Origin of the sequence: Archangium violaceum Cb vi76 (assembly GCF_000733295.1) — a bacterium.
Classification (GTDB): Bacteria; Myxococcota; Myxococcia; order Myxococcales; family Myxococcaceae; genus Archangium; species Archangium violaceum.
The window spans coordinates 1-14,616 of record NZ_JPMI01000270.1; the positions used below are offsets into that span (position 1 = coordinate 1).

Below are 14,616 nucleotides of genomic sequence, written 5' to 3' on the forward strand. Positions count from 1 at the left end.
GGGNGGTATCTGCACCTGTTCTTCAACCCAAGGAACCCAGTGTGGACAGGGGTTCAACCCGGGATTCGAGGCACCCTCACCCCGTCCCTCTCCCGGAGGGCGAGGGAAAATGGACGCGCTTGTTCCCCGGGGCACTCATTCACGGACATCGCTGACGCGAATCAGGACACGATGCGCGTCTTGATGTCCGTCTGCAGGCCCGCGATGGCCTGGCACACCGGGTTGGCCACGTCCTGGTCCAGGTCCATCAACAGGTAGCCGATGTTCGCGTCCGTGCTCAGCACCTGCGCGTGGATGTTGGCGTTGAGGTCCGAGACGATCTTGTTGATGTCGCGGAGCACGCCCGGCGTGTTGCGGTGCACGTTGAGGATGCGGTGTGTCTTGGGGATCAGCGGCGTCTCCACCTGCGGGAAGTTCACCGCCCCCGTCGTGGCTCCGCTGCGCACGAACTTGATGAGCGAGGTGGCCACTTCCTTGCCAATCGCCGCCTGCGCCTCCTCCGTGGAGCCGCCGATGTGCGGCGTGAGGATGACGTTGGGCAGCCCCTGCAGCTCGGTGGCGAAGCCGTCGCTGTTCGTCTCCGGCTCCGTCGGGTAGACGTCCACCGCCGCGCCACTCAGGTGCCCCGAGCGCAGTGCGTTCGCCAGCGCGGGAATATCCACCACCGTGCCCCGGCTCGCGTTGATGAGGCAGCTTCCCTTGCGCATCCGCGCCAGCGCGGGCGGGCCAATCATCCACTCCGTGGACGGCGTGGCCGGCACGTGCAGCGTCACGAAGTCCGAGTTCTCCAGCAGCTCGCTCAGCGTGGCCGTGGGCCTCGAGTTGCCCAGCGGCAGCTTCGTCATGACGTCGTAGAAGAGCACGCGCATGCCCATGGACTCGGCCAGCACGCCCACCTGGGTGCCAATGTGCCCGTAGCCGACAATCCCCAGCGTCTTGCCGCGCACCTCGTGGCTTCCCGTGGCCACCTTGCGCCACTGGCCCAGGTGCACCTCGCGGTTGCGGTCCCCCAGCTGACGCGTGAGCATGACGATCTCCGCGATGACCAGCTCCGCCACGCTGCGCGTGTTGCTGAAGGGGGCGTTGAAGACGGGCACCCCGTGGACGTTGGCCGACTTCAGGTCCACCTGGTTGGTGCCGATGCAGAAGGCTCCCACCGCCAGCAGGTTGGGGGCCTTGGCCAGCGCCGGCTCCCACACGTTCGTCTTGCTGCGGATGCCCAGCAGGTGCACGCCCTGGATGCGCTCCTCCAGCTCCTCGGGCTTGAGCGCTCCCTTGAGCCGCTCCACCGAGTAGCCCTCCGCCGCGAGCATCTCCTCGGCGGATGCGTGGATGTTCTCCAGCAGCAGGACCTTCAGGGGGCCTTCGATGGACACCGGAGTGGAGGGCGACGGGAACTTGGGCGTGCTCATATGAAGCACCGCGTTAGATCCCGCCCCCCGGGCTGTCAAGCGTCTGCTGCGCCCACACCGGGGCCGCCCGTCACGAGGGCGAGCGGCCCGGTGTGTCCGGGTGTGGCCTACTGGATGGTGTAGGCCACCGTTCCGCTGCAGCTGTTGCTGGAGTAGCAGCCGGCGCGGATCTGATACGCGCCAGCCGCCCCCGAGGGGACGGTGTACGTGAGGTACGACAGGGTGCCGCAGCCGCTGCCGTCGTCGTTGACGGCCACCTGCGTGCCCGTGGGGCCGTACAGCCGCAGGTAGGTGTCACCCGTACCGGAACCGCCGCTCACCGTGCAGGTGCCCAGCCGGAGGACCTGGCCGGCCGCCGCCGTCACGCTGTGGTTGACGGTGTTCTGCTGGGCGCTGTTGGTGTTGCTGGCGCTGAAGTTGAACGAGCCGCTGGTGCCACCGCCGCCCGAGCCCGGCGTCACCTTCCACACCACGGTGCCGCCGCAGCTGCCGCTGGAGTAGCAGCCACCGCGGATGGTGAAGGAGCCGGCCGCCGGCACGGTGTACTTGATGTAGGAGCCACGGCCGCCGCACGAGTCATCGTTGTTGGCCACCTCGGTGCCCGCGCCGTTGTTGAGGCGCAGGAAGGAGTCACCGTCCACCACGGCGCCGTCCACGCCGCAGGTGCCCAGCTCCACCACGTCGCCCGCGGCGAACGTGAGCGTCTTGTCCACCGTGTTCTGCTGGGCGCTGTTGGTGTTGCTCGCCGTGTACGCGTACGAGTTGGGCGGAGGCGGAGGCGGAGGCGGCAGGCCGCTGCACAGCTGCGTGTTGCCGTTGTTCGTCGCGGTGCAGTAGGCGCGGATGGCCGGGTAGACGTAGGTGATGTCCTCGCCGCGGCAGCCCGTCTCGCTGCACACGTTCACCACCCGGCAGCTGCCGCTGGTGACGTAGTCCGTCTCGCCGCGCACGAGGATGCCCGCCACCGTGTAGGTGCTCGTCTCGTACACGCCCGAGCCCGAGTTGCCACCGAAGGTGTCCGTGGAGGCGATGAAGTAGTCCAGCGTGCCCGAGCGCGTGTCACGCACCGAGCCGCCCGAGTCGATCTTGAAGGGGATGCCGCTGCCGCTGCCGATGACGGCCACGTTCTGCCCCACCGTCAGCGCGGTGTTGCCCGTGCGCACCGGCGCCGGGGTGAAACGCGGCGTGGCCGGCCGGTCCAGCCGCAGCACGGCGAAGTCCAGGTTCTGCCCGTTCACCGTTCCCTGCTGGCGCGCGACGATGGCGGCGCAGCTGTAGATGTCCGCCGTGGTGACCGTCTGCAGCGTGCCCGCCGCGGTGCGGTAGTAGTTGAAGACGAGCCGCGTATCGGCGCAGGCCGAGGCGCTGGTGACGCAGTGGCCCGCGGTGAGCACCAGGTCGTCCGCGATGAGCGTGCCCGAGCAGAAGGCCGACGTCGGATCATCCCGGAAGCGCTCGGTGGAGCACAGGTTGTAGGCGGTGCCCAGCGCCGAGCCGGTGAAGGTGACGTTGTTGGGGTTGGAGGCGTTGAAGTCGGACGGGTTCATCAGCGCCACCGTGGCCTGCTGGGCGCGCAGGCGCAGCGTGGCGTTCGAGTGCGCGTAGACGTCCTGCCGGTTGTCCGTGCCGTAGACGACTTCGCTCTGCTTCTCGCCGAGCTCCTTGGCCGGCACGCCCTGGGCCGCGTCCAGCTCCTCCGCGGGACCACACGCCGCGAGCGTGAGGGTGCACATCAACGTGCCCACGAGGGGCCGGGCCATCCGCCCGAACCGGGGATGTCGCATGGGGATTCGCTCCTGTTTTTCTTTGGGGGTGAGAAAACCACGCCAGACTGGGAAGCCGGGCAACCCCATGATGCCCCAAATAAACCCTACGAGGGCATACGTTTGGACGGAGCGTGCGTGGGAGGCCATCCCACGGGTGCGGCGGACTACTCGTCGTCGGGGTTGCGCAGCCAGGCCAGGGCGGCCTCGCGCGTCTCGAAGGTGCGCGTGGGGATGGTGAGCATGGCCTGCTTCGTCATGCGCCAGGCCTGGAGGCCGGAGGCGGCATCACTCACCACGCGCGCCGAGCGCTTCATCCCGTGCAGCTGCGCGAAGGCGTTGAGGCTGGCCATGGTGGCCACCATCTCCGGCGGCATCACACGCAGCTGCCCCTGGTCCACCAGCGCGCTCCAGGGGCCGCCCATGCGGATGATCGTCTCGCGGATGCGCTTGAGGTAGTCCGTCACGTCCTCCGCCGTGGGCTGCGGGGGATAGACGACGTCGATGATGCGGTCTGCCTCGTAGACGGTGATCTGAAAGGGCATGCGGGGCGCACTCTAGCCTCAGAGGGGCCCAGGTCGAAAACCCCGTCAGCTCTCCTTTTTCCGGCCGTCCCTGGAGGCGGGCCGGAACGGCCGGAAAGGGGGAGTCATGAACAGGAAGCTGTATGTGCTGAGCGCGGTGTTGGGGTCTCTGCCGGCCCTGTTTCCGGTGACGTGCTCCCCGTGGGCGTCTTCCGGGCAGAAGCGGGTGGAGGAGTCGCGGGGTGGTGCGTCGAGGCGGACGGAGCGGTTCATCGGCGGCAACGAGGCCGTGGTTCCTCCGTCCTCCCAGGTGGCTCCGGGCCTGGAGCCCGGCGTCCCGGCGCACCCGTGCGAGCTCATCACGGTGATGCAGGTGCCGTGTGACCCCGCCTCGGCCACGTGCGAGTACACGTATTGGCAGTGCCCCGAGAGCGTGGAGCCGCTCCGGGCGTAGGGGGCCCCGGCCCCGGGCGAGCATCCCGGGCCCGATGGCCTGCCTGTCCTACGCCCGGGTGGCCGAGCCGTGGGGCGCCGGGACGCGGGCGTCCTTGGCGCTCCTCTTCGCGGGTTCCTAGCTTGGCACAGGCCCTGGGTCCGGCGCGTGCCGGCCCGGGACAGGGGCCAGGGGACCTGGCCCGGGAGGTCCGTATGGGGACGCGAGTGAAGCGCTTGGGAGCGGTCGTGCTGGCGGCGGTGCTGGGCGGCGCGGGGTGCGCGGGGACGAAGGAGGCGGCGCGGGACGTGGAGTCCGCGGTGCCCGGCCTCTCGCAGAAGGAGGAGGGCGTGGTGACGAACGTCGACAAGGACTCCCACCGCATCGCCGTGAAGAGCGTGAGCGAGCCGTCCGCGCAGGAGGTGTGGTTCGCCCTCACTCCGGACACGAAGCTGGAGCGCGACGGGCAGCGGGTGGGCTGGGATGACCTCGACGAGGGCACGCCGGTGCGCGTGAGCTTCGAGCCGGCCGCGGGCGCCGAGAAGACGTACAAGGTGGAGCTCCTCACGGGCCAGCAGGCGGAGGAGGTGAAGCAGAAGGCCGAGCTCCTCGGCCACTAGGGCCCGGCGCGGGCATCCGTGTGGGAACGGGAATGACGCGGGCGGGGTGGGGCGTGCTCCTCGCGCTGGGCGTGGGGAGCCAGGTGGCGGGGGCGGCGCCCTGGTCCAAGCTGCGCGAGCTGTCCGTCACCGTGGGGGCAGGCGTGGAGGGCTACACCCTGAACCTGGCGCCGCTCATCGAGCCTGGGGTCACGTACGGGGTGATGCTGGACGTCCTGCCCCCTCCGTTGCTGGGCGTGCTGGACGTGGGCCTGGAGGCGGGCTTCTCGGGCGCGGTGAATGGGCTCGACACGCGCGATCCCCAGGCCTCGGCGGACGGCGTGGAACTGGTGCGCCATGGCTTCCACGCGGCGGCCACCGTGGCCCTCTTCCGCTCGAGGGTGCGGCCCTACGTGATGGGCGGCCTGGGCCTCAGCGTCTACAACATCCGCGGCACCGTGCGGGGCTTCGGCGATGACCTCGTGGGCAATGTCCCGCTCGGACTGGGCGTGCGCGCGTCCTTCCGGGGCCTCACCGCCGACGCGCGCCTCCACTACACCGTCCTCTTCGATCAGCGCTACGTCACCGGCGCGCCCGTGTCCAACGTGGGCGAGCCCGCGGCGCTCACCGTCGGGAAGGCGGGCCGCTACTCCGGCACGCTCAACCTCGGCGTGACGTGGTGACGGCCCGGCCCACCCGCTTCAGTTCACCGGAGCGGGGCCCGCGCCCTTCAGGTGCTTGTCCAGGAAGCCGAGCATCCGCGAGTAGGCCTCCACCTCGTTCTTGCGCTTGCTGAAGCCGTGGCCCTCGTCGGGGAAGATGACGTACTCCACGGGGACGCCGTTCTTCTTCACCGCCTGGACGATCTCATCCGACTCGGGCTGGATGACGCGCGGATCATTGGCGCCCTGGAGGACGAGCAGCGGCTTGGAAATCTTCTCCGCGTGGAAGAGGGGAGAAATCTCGCGCAGCATCTGCTCCTGCTTCGCCGGGTCGCCCATCTCCTTGTAGAGGGCCTCGCGCTGGCTCTCCCACCAGGGGGGGATGTTCTGGAGGGTGCGCAGCCAGTTGGACACGCCGAAGATGTCCACGCCCACCTTGAAGGCATCCGGGTGGAAGGCGAGCGCGGCCAGCGTCATGTAGCCGCCGTAGCTGCCGCCAGCGATGCCGATGCGCTCGGCGTCCACGTAGGGCAGGCTGGCCAGGTACTTCTTCGCCTCGAGGCAGTCGAGCAGCGGCTCGCGGCCGTGCTTCTGGTCATCCGCGCCGTAGAAGCTCTTGCCGTAGCCGGAGCTGCCGCGGTTGTTGATGCCCAGCACCACGTAGCCATGGTTGGCGAGGTACTGCTGGATCGCCGCGTAGCCCTTGCGCGTCTGTCCACCCGGGCCACCGTGCACCCAGACGATGGCGGGCGCCTTGGCGGTGGCGGTGGCCTGGTGCGGCTTGTAGAGGATGTTGGGAATCTCCATCCCGTCGAAGGACTTGAAGCGCACCACCTCGGCGTCGACGAGGTCCTTCGCGTCGATGTCCCGGTTCAGCGCGTCGGTGAGGCGGGTGACCTTCTTCGTGCCGAAGTCATAGACGTGGAGGTTGGACGGAGAGCGGTCTCCGTTGTGGTAGAAGGCCATCCGCTTCTCGCTGTCGGAGATGGTCACCGAGGTGATGTCTCCCTCGGGCAGTTTCGGCAGCGCCAGGGGCTTGCCGGCCTTGACGTCGTGCACGCGGATGACGGTGCGGCCGTCCTCGTTGATGGCGGTGACGCGGTAGCCACCCTTGCGCGAGAAGGAGGTGTACATCACGTCCCAGTCCGCGCGCTCGACAACCTCCGTCTTGCCGGTGGCCAGCTCGTAGCGGGCCACGTGCTTGAACTCGGAGTCCTGGTTCGTGAGGAAGTAGAGGGCCGTGGAGGCCGGATCGAAGCTGCTCACGGTGAAGTACACGTCTCCCTGGTGCGGGGTGATGTGCTTCAGCTCCTTCGTCTCCACGTTGTAGAGGTGGATGTCCGTGTCCTGGTTGGTGCGTGGCTTGTTGAAGGCCAGCCACTTCCCGTCGAGCGACACGTCCGAGATGTTGAAGCCCTGCTCGTTCTGGTAGACGAGCGTGCGCGCGTACGTCTTCGCGTCGTAGCGGTAGAGGTCGAAGAAGCGCGCGTCGCGCTCGTTGGTGAGGACGTAGAAGGCCGAGTCGTCCTGGTTCCAGCCCATGAAGCGGGCCTTGAGCTTCTCGCCGGGCGTGAGGTCTCGCTCCTTGCCGTCCGGGGTGCGCACGTAGAGGTGGCTCTGCTCGTTGCCCCCCTGGTCGCGAGAGATGAGGATGCGCTCGTCCTTGGGGAAGAAGCTCTCGGAGTAGGTGGAGTCCGTCTTGGATTGCGTGAGCGCCTTCGCCTTCCCGCCGGTGAGCGGCACGGTGTAGGCGTTGAAGATGCCGCTCTCGTTGGAGGTGAAGAGGACGCGCTTCTCGTCCGGAGAGAAGGAGGCGCCGCCGAGCTTCGTCGTCGCCATGAACTGCTCGATGGAGTACTGCTTCGAGGGCCGCGTGCTGGCCGGGGCCCGTGCCGTTGCCGGTGCCTTCTTGGGCGCCGCGAGCGCGAGGGTGGGCACGAGCGCGGCCGCCGCCAGCACTCGCAGGAGGGTGGACCTGGGTTGCATGAAGTCTCCACGGGGAAGATGAATCGCCTGCCGGACACTCTACCTACGGGGAGTGCTCCTCCCGATTTCCCGCCATCCCACCCCTGAATTTCTTCCCGCTTACCGGCATGGCACTCGGGGACGGGGTGGCCAACCCATTGGAATCCATGAGGTGGAGCGTGGCACGCGGCGCGCAATGAAGAGCGCACGGGTTGGGGGTCGGGGGTGGGTTGAGGGGATTGGGGCCGGGAGCGCTCGGGCGGGTCGGGGTGGTGGGGGGACGGGGGGCGCCCGAGCGCGTGTAGTTCGTTCGTTGGGGGCGTGTGGCGTGGGGGGTGGTCGTGGGCGTGCGGCGGATGCGGCTGGGCGAGCTGTGGGTGGCGAGCGGGCTGTTGGCGTCGGCGCAGGTGGAGACGGCGCTCGCCTTCCAGGCGCGGTGGCGGTGCAGGTTGGGGGAGGCCGCGGTGCGGATGGGACTGCTCGGGCCGGAGCAGTTGCTCATCTCGTTGGCTCGTCAGCTCCAGGTGCCCTTCATCCGCCGCGAGGGTCTGGAGCGCATTCCAGAAGGCATGGTGCGGTGCGTGCCGCCGCGGGTGCTCGAGCGCCTGCGGATGTGCCCGTTGCGGGTGGAGTGGCGTGACGAGGTGCGCGGCACCGTCTTCGTGGCCACCAGCGAGCCGGGCAACCTGGTGAAGCTCGACGACATGGCCTTCGCCACCGGCTGCTCGGTGCGCCCGGTGCTCGCGCTCGCCGAGGACATCGAGCACCTGCTGGGGCGCGTGGGAGTCCTCGCCGCGCGCGAGCGCTCCCGCGAGCGCTCCATCGAGCTCAATCCCGAGGACGCGCACGTGCGCCTGCGCATCACCCGGGACTATTTCGCGCTCTAGCGCTTCGGGCCAGGCGGATGGAGAGCGCGAGTCGCGTTACGTGCCTGCTTCCATTTTGGATCACACGCCCTCCTGCCCTCCAGGGCAGCGCGGGGCCGGTGGTCTTCTCCAGGGGAAGGGAGTGGAAGGTCTCTTCGTTTTGGTGGCGATGGAAGGACCTCCCTCCTCTTCGAGCGATGCAGTTTCTCCTGGTCATGCCCCCAACCCGCGGAACAAATTGGCCTCGCCTGTGATGGAGTGGGTCGATTGGAGTGATGCGTTCGTTCGGGCCACGTCGTGGCTGGATGATGTTCACGCGCAAATCACCCAGGGCGGAGACGTTCAGTCCGGCATGGAGTCCCTGCACCGGGGACTGCGGACCCTTCGCCGCAAGTGGGACCGGGAGGAGTGGCGCCGCTTCTGCCTGGAAGCCGTGCGCACCCACCCTCTGCGTGAAGTCATCCACCAGTGTCCCTTCACCCGTCATGCGTTCGAGCGTCCCCGTGGCTACGCGGGGGACGCCGAGCTCATCGACTACCTCTACAACGACCACGCGCACGTGGACGGCCTGGAGTACCAGGGCCGGGAAATCTACCGCTACATGCATGACCAGCCGAGCGCGCGCAGCGTGCGCGAGCGGCGCGAATTGCTGGCGGCGGAGATCGACTCCACCGCCGAGCGGGTGCACCTGCCGCGCATCCTCTCCGTGGCGTGTGGCTACCTGCGCGAGGCGGAGTTGTCCACGGCCGTGCGAGACCACCGGCTCGGCGAGCTGATCGCCTTCGATCAGGATCCGCTCTGCCTGGCGGAGATCGCCCGGGAGTTCCCCACCGGTCCGGTGCGGACGGTGTGCGGCTCGGTGCGCTCCCTGCTCCTGGGGAAGACCTCCTTCCGGGACATGGACTTCGTCTATTCGGCGGGCCTGTACGACTACCTGGCCGAGGGCACCGCCGCACGGCTCACCCGGCTGCTCTTCCACATGCTGCGCTCGGGCGGAAAGCTGCTGGTGGCCAACTTCGCCGTCATCCCCCCCGAGTCCGGGTACATGGAAGCCTTCATGGACTGGTGGCTCGTCTACCGCGACGAGAGCCAGATGCGGGCCCTCACCGCGGAGATAGACCCTTCCGAGCTGGCCGAGGTGAAGCTGTTCCGCGACAGCGTGGACAACGTCATCTACCTGTCGCTCACCCGCCGCTGAAGCTCAGTGCGTCTCATGCGCCTCGCGCGGCTCCTCGGGGCCGCGGCGGGGCAGCGTGACGGTGAAGGTGGCGCCCTTGCCCAGGGCGCTCTCCACCTCGATGGTGCCCCCGAGCGCCTGGACGATTTCCCGGACGATCCACAGCCCGATGCCGAAGCCGCCGTAGTGGCGCACGGACACGGCGCGCTCGAAGCGCTCGAAGATGCGCGCCGCGTCCTCCTCGGCGATGCCGATGCCCTCGTCGCGCACCCGGAGCCGCGCCTGGGTGGCGTCTCCCTCGACGGTGATTTCGATGGGACGGCCCGCGCCATACTTCGTCGCGTTGGTGAGCAGGTTGACCACCACCTGCTCCAGCCGCATGGCGTCCCAGTGGCCCACCATGACGGAGGGCAGGCTCAGCCGCGGCTCGCACTCGGCGCGGGTGAGCGCCTCGCGTGAGCGATCCACCACGCCGCGCACCAGCTGCACCAGGTCCACGTCCTCGAGCTTGCCCAGCATCTGTCCCTGGGCGATGCGCGAGATGTCCAGCAGCTCGTTCACCAGCTTGCCCAGGCGCTGCGTCTGGAGGTTGGCGGACTCCAGCTTGGCACCGAGCCGCTCCGGGGGCAGCCGCTCCAGTCCCTGGCGCACCTGCGACATGAGGCCCTGGATGTGGAGCTGCAGCGAGGTGAGGGGCGTCTTCAGCTCGTGCGCGGCGATGGAGAGGAAGTCGTCGCGGCGCCGCACCGCCTCCTGCTCCTCGCGGTAGAGCCGGCCCCGCTCCTCGGAGAGGGCGGCCATGCGCTCGAAGCCCTCGGCGTTCTCCAGCGCGGCGCCCGCCAGGATGCAGACGAAGGAGGCCAGCCGCTCCTCGTCCTCACCGAAGAGCTCGCCCACCTGACGGTGGCTGACGCACACGCACGCCACCGTCTTGCCGCGCACCTGGATGGGCGCGCACAGCAGCGAGCGAACGCCCAGCAACTCCATGCTCTCGCTGACGCCGCCGGGCATGCCCTGGCCCATCACCGCCGGGCGTCCCGTCTCCAGCGTCCGGGCGATGGCGGTCCGGCCCACGCCCGCGGACGCGAGCTCGTCCTCGGGCAGCAGCGCCTCCGGGTCGAACACCACGCAGTGCTCCGGGCGCAGCAGCTCCATCATGGAGCGGCGCGCGGCGTCGAACACCGCCTCGCGGGTGAGGGCGGAGGCGATGCGCCGGCCCGCGTCCAGCACGCGGGGGAAGCGGTCCGCCAGGGACAGGGTGTCCGAGCGCTCCGCGCTCCCAGCGCTCTCCTGTCCCAGCCCCTGCTCCAGCTCCTGCAACTCGCGGGTGCCCGTCTCCAGGTCCGCGGCGGCGCCCGGCCAGCCGAGTGCCCGGCCCACCTGCCCTCGCGCCAGCAGCGTCTGGGCGCGCTCGTGGCGCATGCCCAGCTCGTTGGCCACGCTCAGGCCCTGCTCCAGCCAGCGGCGGGCACGGCGCGCGTGTCCGGACATGGCCGCCAGCAGGGCCCGCTCGCGCAGGGCGTGCGGGAGGTTGTTGCGGTAGGTGTTCGCCACGTCGTGCGCGCGCCGGGCCACGTGCTCGGCCCGTTTCAGCAGCGCCTTGCGCTCATGCGGGGCCAGGGGGGACACCTGCTCGGCGCTCTGACGCAGGGCGGTGGCCAGCCAGCCCGGAATGGGCGACACGTACTCCGAATGCAGGTGGGCCGCCTCGGCGATGCGCTGCGCTTCCTCCAGCGTGGCCACCGCGCCCTCGGCGTCCCCCTCGCGCAACTGACGGATGGCCTCCGCCTGGAGCACGCCCGAGTGCGATTGGGGATCCGCCTCCGGGTTGGAGATCTCCCCCTCGAGCAGCCCGCGGGGGATGCGGCCTCCCGAGGCCTTGCCCCAGGCCTCCAGCGCCAGCCGCACCGCGTACCTGTCTCCAATGGCCAGGGCCTCGCCGTGCAGCCGCTGGCTGGCCTCCAGCGCCTCCTTCAACTTCCCCTGCCGGTACAGGCACATGATGGTGTTGAAGGTGGCGTTGTTGACCTCCCAGCGGTCTCCCGTCCGGTCCAGCAGCCGTACCGCCTCGCGGCATTTATCGATGCTCTCCTCGAAGCGGCTCTCCGCGTAGAGGGCCAGGGCGTAGAAGTGCAACGTCTGTCCTTGTCCCCACACGTCGCCCATCTCCCGGCGCATGGCCAGGGACTTCTCCGCGTAGGCGTTGGCCCGGCGGAACCAGGGCAGGGTGGTCATCGCGGGCGAGTGCTCCGAGTAGGCCTGGGCCAGCTCGGGTGTGGGCGGGTAGCGCTCGGCGATGTTGAGGTCTCTCAGGTGGGCCCAGATGACGGCCATGCGGCCGCGCAGGTACCAGTAGTTGTAGGCCAGCCGGCTGTAGATATGGACGGCCAGCAGGTCCTCCTCGCTCTCCTCGAGGGGACGGCGCGCCAGCCACAGCCTGGGCAGCAGGGTATGGCCCGCCTGGACGCCCACCTCCCAGAGGGCCGCCAGGCTCAACGCGGCGGACGAGCGGGGCACGAAGCGGCCGAGCAGCCGGAGGGCCTGCTCCATGGCCGCGTTGCCCTCGTCCACGTTGCCGCGCCGGAAGGCCAGCTCGCCCAGCTTGGCCAGCGTGCGAGCCTGATCCAACCGGTTATGGGCGAGCGACTGGGCGAGCGTGAGCTGTTGTTGGGCGGCGTCATAGCCGCCGCGCAGCATGAGCACGTCCCCGAAGCCGGCGCTGATGCGGAAGCGGATGCCCGGGTCGGCCCCGGACGCGCCCCGCTCGGCGATGCGGTAGTTGTGCTCCGCCGTCTCCAGGGCGAACTGCTGCCGGGCCCGTTCTGCGGCCACCAGCGCGTACGGCAGGGCCTGGGTGTACTCGCCCGCGGCGTCGAAGTGGTAGGCCAGCTCGAAGGGGTCCGCCGGCGGGTTGGCCGCGATGGCGCGCGCCGCCAGCCGGTGCAGCTCCCGGCGCTCCTCGGGCTTGAGCAGGCCCAGCAGCGCCTCGCGCAGCTTGTCGTGGACGAAGGTGTAGCGGCCGCTCGTGCCTTCCCACAGCATGTGCCGGCGCCGCGGCTCCACCAGCCCCGCCACCACCCGCTCGCGCGTCGTGCCCGACAGGCTCGCCACCCGCTCCAGGTCGAAGTTCTTGCCCAGCACCGCGCCCACCGACAGCAGGCGCAGGGACTCCGGCGGCAGCAGCTTCAGCCGGCGCACCAGGAAGGAGGCCGCCTGCCGCGAGGAGCGCACGTGCGCCATGGCCTCGGGCTCCACCTGCCAGCCCCGGGGCCCCGGCACCAGCGCGCCGTCCTCCACCAGTCCGTGCAGCACCGCCGAGGCCATGAAGGGATTGCCCTCGGACAGCCGCACCACCAGTTCCATCGCCTCGCGCGGCAGCGTGCCGGCCATGGACTCCAGCATGCGCGCCACGTCCGCGGGCCCGAAGGCCGTCAGCCGCAGGTGCGCCGCCGGGTTGAGCCGGCGCAGCACATGGCCGGGGCCCACCTCCTCGCTGCGGAAGGACACGATGATCATCACGTGCCCGCCCACGCTGCGGCGTGCCTGCTGCCAGCTCTCCAATGACCGGAGCGTCGGCTCATCCGCCCACTGACAATCCTCGAGCAGCACCACCGAGGGCTCCGCCTCCGTGCCCAGCGCGCCCAGCAGCGTGGTGAGGGCCCAGGTGCCACGGCTCTCGCCCAGGGACTCGGGGCCCAGGCCCTGCTGGGCGGGGCGCAGCACCGGCTGCAACTGCGGCAGCACCGTGCACACCGAGGCCGCCTGCTCCTGCAACCGCTCGCGCAGCAACTCCGCCAGCGCGGGCCGCTCCAGGGCCGCCGAGGCGATGCCCGAGGCCACGTCCGCGAAGAGCTGGAAGGGCCGTTGCGCGGACTGGGCCACGGCCTGTCCTTGTAGCAACCAGGCCCGGTGCTGGCGCGCGCGCGTGGCGAACTCCTCCAGCAGCCGGCTCTTGCCTCCACCGCTCTCGGCCTCCACCACCAGCAGCCGCCCCGGCTCCGTGCGGGCGCGCTCCAGCTCACGCTCCAGCAGCGCCAGCTCCTCGTGCCGGCCCACGAAGGAGGGCTCGGTGAGGCTGTGGCGCATGTCATGGGCGCCCGCCACCAGCTCGGGATCCTGCTCGCCCCGGGCCAGCGCGGCCTCGATGGCGCGCAGGTCCTCTCGCGCGGACTCGGCGGACTGGTAGCGGTCCTGGGGATCCGTCTGCAGCAGACGCGAGACGACCTCCTCCAGCGCGCGGGGCACCTCCACACCGGTGGTGCGCAGCCGGGGCCGGCTGGTGAGGTGCTGGCGCAACACCTCGCCCACGGAGGCGCCGTCGAAGGCCGGGTGGCCGGCGAGCGCCTCGAAGAGGACGGTGCCCACCGCGTACAGGTCCGAAGTGGCCTCCACCGGACGGTTGAGGAGCCCGGCCTGCTCGGGCGAGAGGTAGCGCGCGGTGCCCACCGGCAGGTCGCGCAGGGACGGGTCCAGCCGTTCACTGCGCGCCAGGCCAAAGTCCACCAACGTGGCGCGGGTGAGGGTGGGACGGCCCTCGACGATGATGTTGGAGGGCTTCACATCCCGGTGGAGGATGCCGTGGGCGTGCGTCTCGGCGAGGGCGGCCAGCACACACTGGCCCACGATGAGCGCCTCGGGAACGGACAGGGTGCCGCTGGCGAGCCGCTCCTGGAGCGATGCCCCGGCCACGAAGGGCGTCACCAGGAAGAGCAGGTCTCCCCCGGTGCCGAAGTGCAGGACGGGCACGAGGTAGGGGCTGTGCAGGGAGCGCAGCACGCCGGCCTCGTGCTCCAGACGCTGGCGGGCGGTGGAGACCAGGGACAGGGCGGATGTCGTCTTGATGACGAGCCGGGCCCCGGTATGCAGGTCCACCCCGAGCCACGTGGTGATGCCACGGCCCTGCTTGATGCGTTGGGTCAACTCAAAGCGGTTGCCCAGACGCCTGCCGGGATGCGCCCCTTCCAGAGAGGGTCCAGCCTGTTCGTAGCCCTCCGCCATCAATGCCCTCCCCCTCTGGTCGCACCACCTACGGTGGTGGGGTCGGCGCGTCATCGACAAGCTTGGGACCGCCGAGTGCGGTGCCAAGGGGGGCGAGGCGGCTCATGCGCCAGAGGGTAGGGTGCTTCAAATGAGCAGGCGGGCTCACTTCCGCATCCCCTCGGGTATGGGGAGGGCCGCCCGTGCTGTCGCCCGGAGAGCAGGGGAGCGGGCGGAC

At 70.0% G+C, this 14,616-nt stretch carries 10 protein-coding genes; 5 read left to right on the forward strand and 5 right to left on the reverse strand.

The genetic code is table 11. The annotated features are described in order from the left end of the window. Nucleotides 1-161 precede the first annotated feature (161 nt). From serA to Q664_RS36725, 3 genes are all read right to left on the reverse strand, one after another. Nucleotides 162-1,412: a phosphoglycerate dehydrogenase gene (gene serA, locus Q664_RS36715; protein ID WP_043406844.1), complete on the reverse strand. Its 1,251-nt coding sequence runs from the start codon at nt 1,410-1,412 to the stop codon at nt 162-164. A 107-nt stretch (nt 1,413-1,519) separates the two neighbouring features. After that, nucleotides 1,520-3,196 carry a trypsin-like serine peptidase gene (locus Q664_RS36720; protein ID WP_043406847.1) on the reverse strand — a complete coding sequence of 559 codons (1,677 nt, stop codon included), beginning with the start codon at nt 3,194-3,196 and terminating at the stop codon, nt 1,520-1,522. Nucleotides 3,197-3,342: 146 nt separating this feature from the next. Next, complete coding sequence (locus tag Q664_RS36725; protein WP_043406850.1) at nt 3,343-3,720, reverse strand: SpoIIAA family protein; 378 nt, start codon at nt 3,718-3,720, stop codon at nt 3,343-3,345. 106 nt (nt 3,721-3,826) lie between these two features. On the opposite strand from Q664_RS36725, the gene Q664_RS36730 reads away from it, so the two are divergent. The 3 genes from Q664_RS36730 to Q664_RS36740 all read left to right on the forward strand — a co-directional run bounded on the left by Q664_RS36730 (nt 3,827) and on the right by Q664_RS36740 (nt 5,414). Further along, the gene (locus Q664_RS36730; RefSeq protein ID WP_043406852.1) at nt 3,827-4,153 is read left to right on the forward strand and encodes a hypothetical protein; all 327 of its coding nucleotides are present in this window, start codon (nt 3,827-3,829) and stop codon (nt 4,151-4,153) included. Nucleotides 4,154-4,359: 206 nt separating this feature from the next. After that, complete coding sequence (locus Q664_RS36735; RefSeq protein ID WP_152622555.1) at nt 4,360-4,752, forward strand: hypothetical protein; 393 nt, start codon at nt 4,360-4,362, stop codon at nt 4,750-4,752. A 32-nt stretch (nt 4,753-4,784) separates the two neighbouring features. Next, on the forward strand, nt 4,785-5,414 hold the full coding sequence (locus Q664_RS36740; protein ID WP_043406858.1) for a hypothetical protein: 630 nt from the start codon (nt 4,785-4,787) through the stop codon (nt 5,412-5,414). An 18-nt stretch (nt 5,415-5,432) separates the two neighbouring features. Here Q664_RS36740 and Q664_RS36745 read toward each other — a convergent pair whose 3' ends face one another. Next, nucleotides 5,433-7,379: a S9 family peptidase gene (locus Q664_RS36745; RefSeq protein ID WP_043406861.1), complete on the reverse strand. Its 1,947-nt coding sequence runs from the start codon at nt 7,377-7,379 to the stop codon at nt 5,433-5,435. A 302-nt stretch (nt 7,380-7,681) separates the two neighbouring features. On the opposite strand from Q664_RS36745, the gene Q664_RS36750 reads away from it, so the two are divergent. Next, nucleotides 7,682-8,245 carry a GspE/PulE/PilB domain-containing protein gene (locus Q664_RS36750; protein ID WP_052519125.1) on the forward strand — a complete coding sequence of 188 codons (564 nt, stop codon included), beginning with the start codon at nt 7,682-7,684 and terminating at the stop codon, nt 8,243-8,245. Between the two features lie 331 nt (nt 8,246-8,576). After that, entirely contained in the window at nt 8,577-9,422 is an 846-nt protein-coding gene (locus Q664_RS36755; RefSeq protein WP_235217019.1) for a class I SAM-dependent methyltransferase, read from the forward strand. A 3-nt stretch (nt 9,423-9,425) separates the two neighbouring features. On the opposite strand, the gene Q664_RS36760 is transcribed toward Q664_RS36755, so the two are convergent. Next, a complete protein-coding gene (locus tag Q664_RS36760) occupies nt 9,426-14,321 on the reverse strand; it encodes an ATP-binding protein (protein WP_235217020.1) in 4,896 nt (1,631 codons plus the stop codon). Nucleotides 14,322-14,616 lie beyond the last annotated feature (295 nt).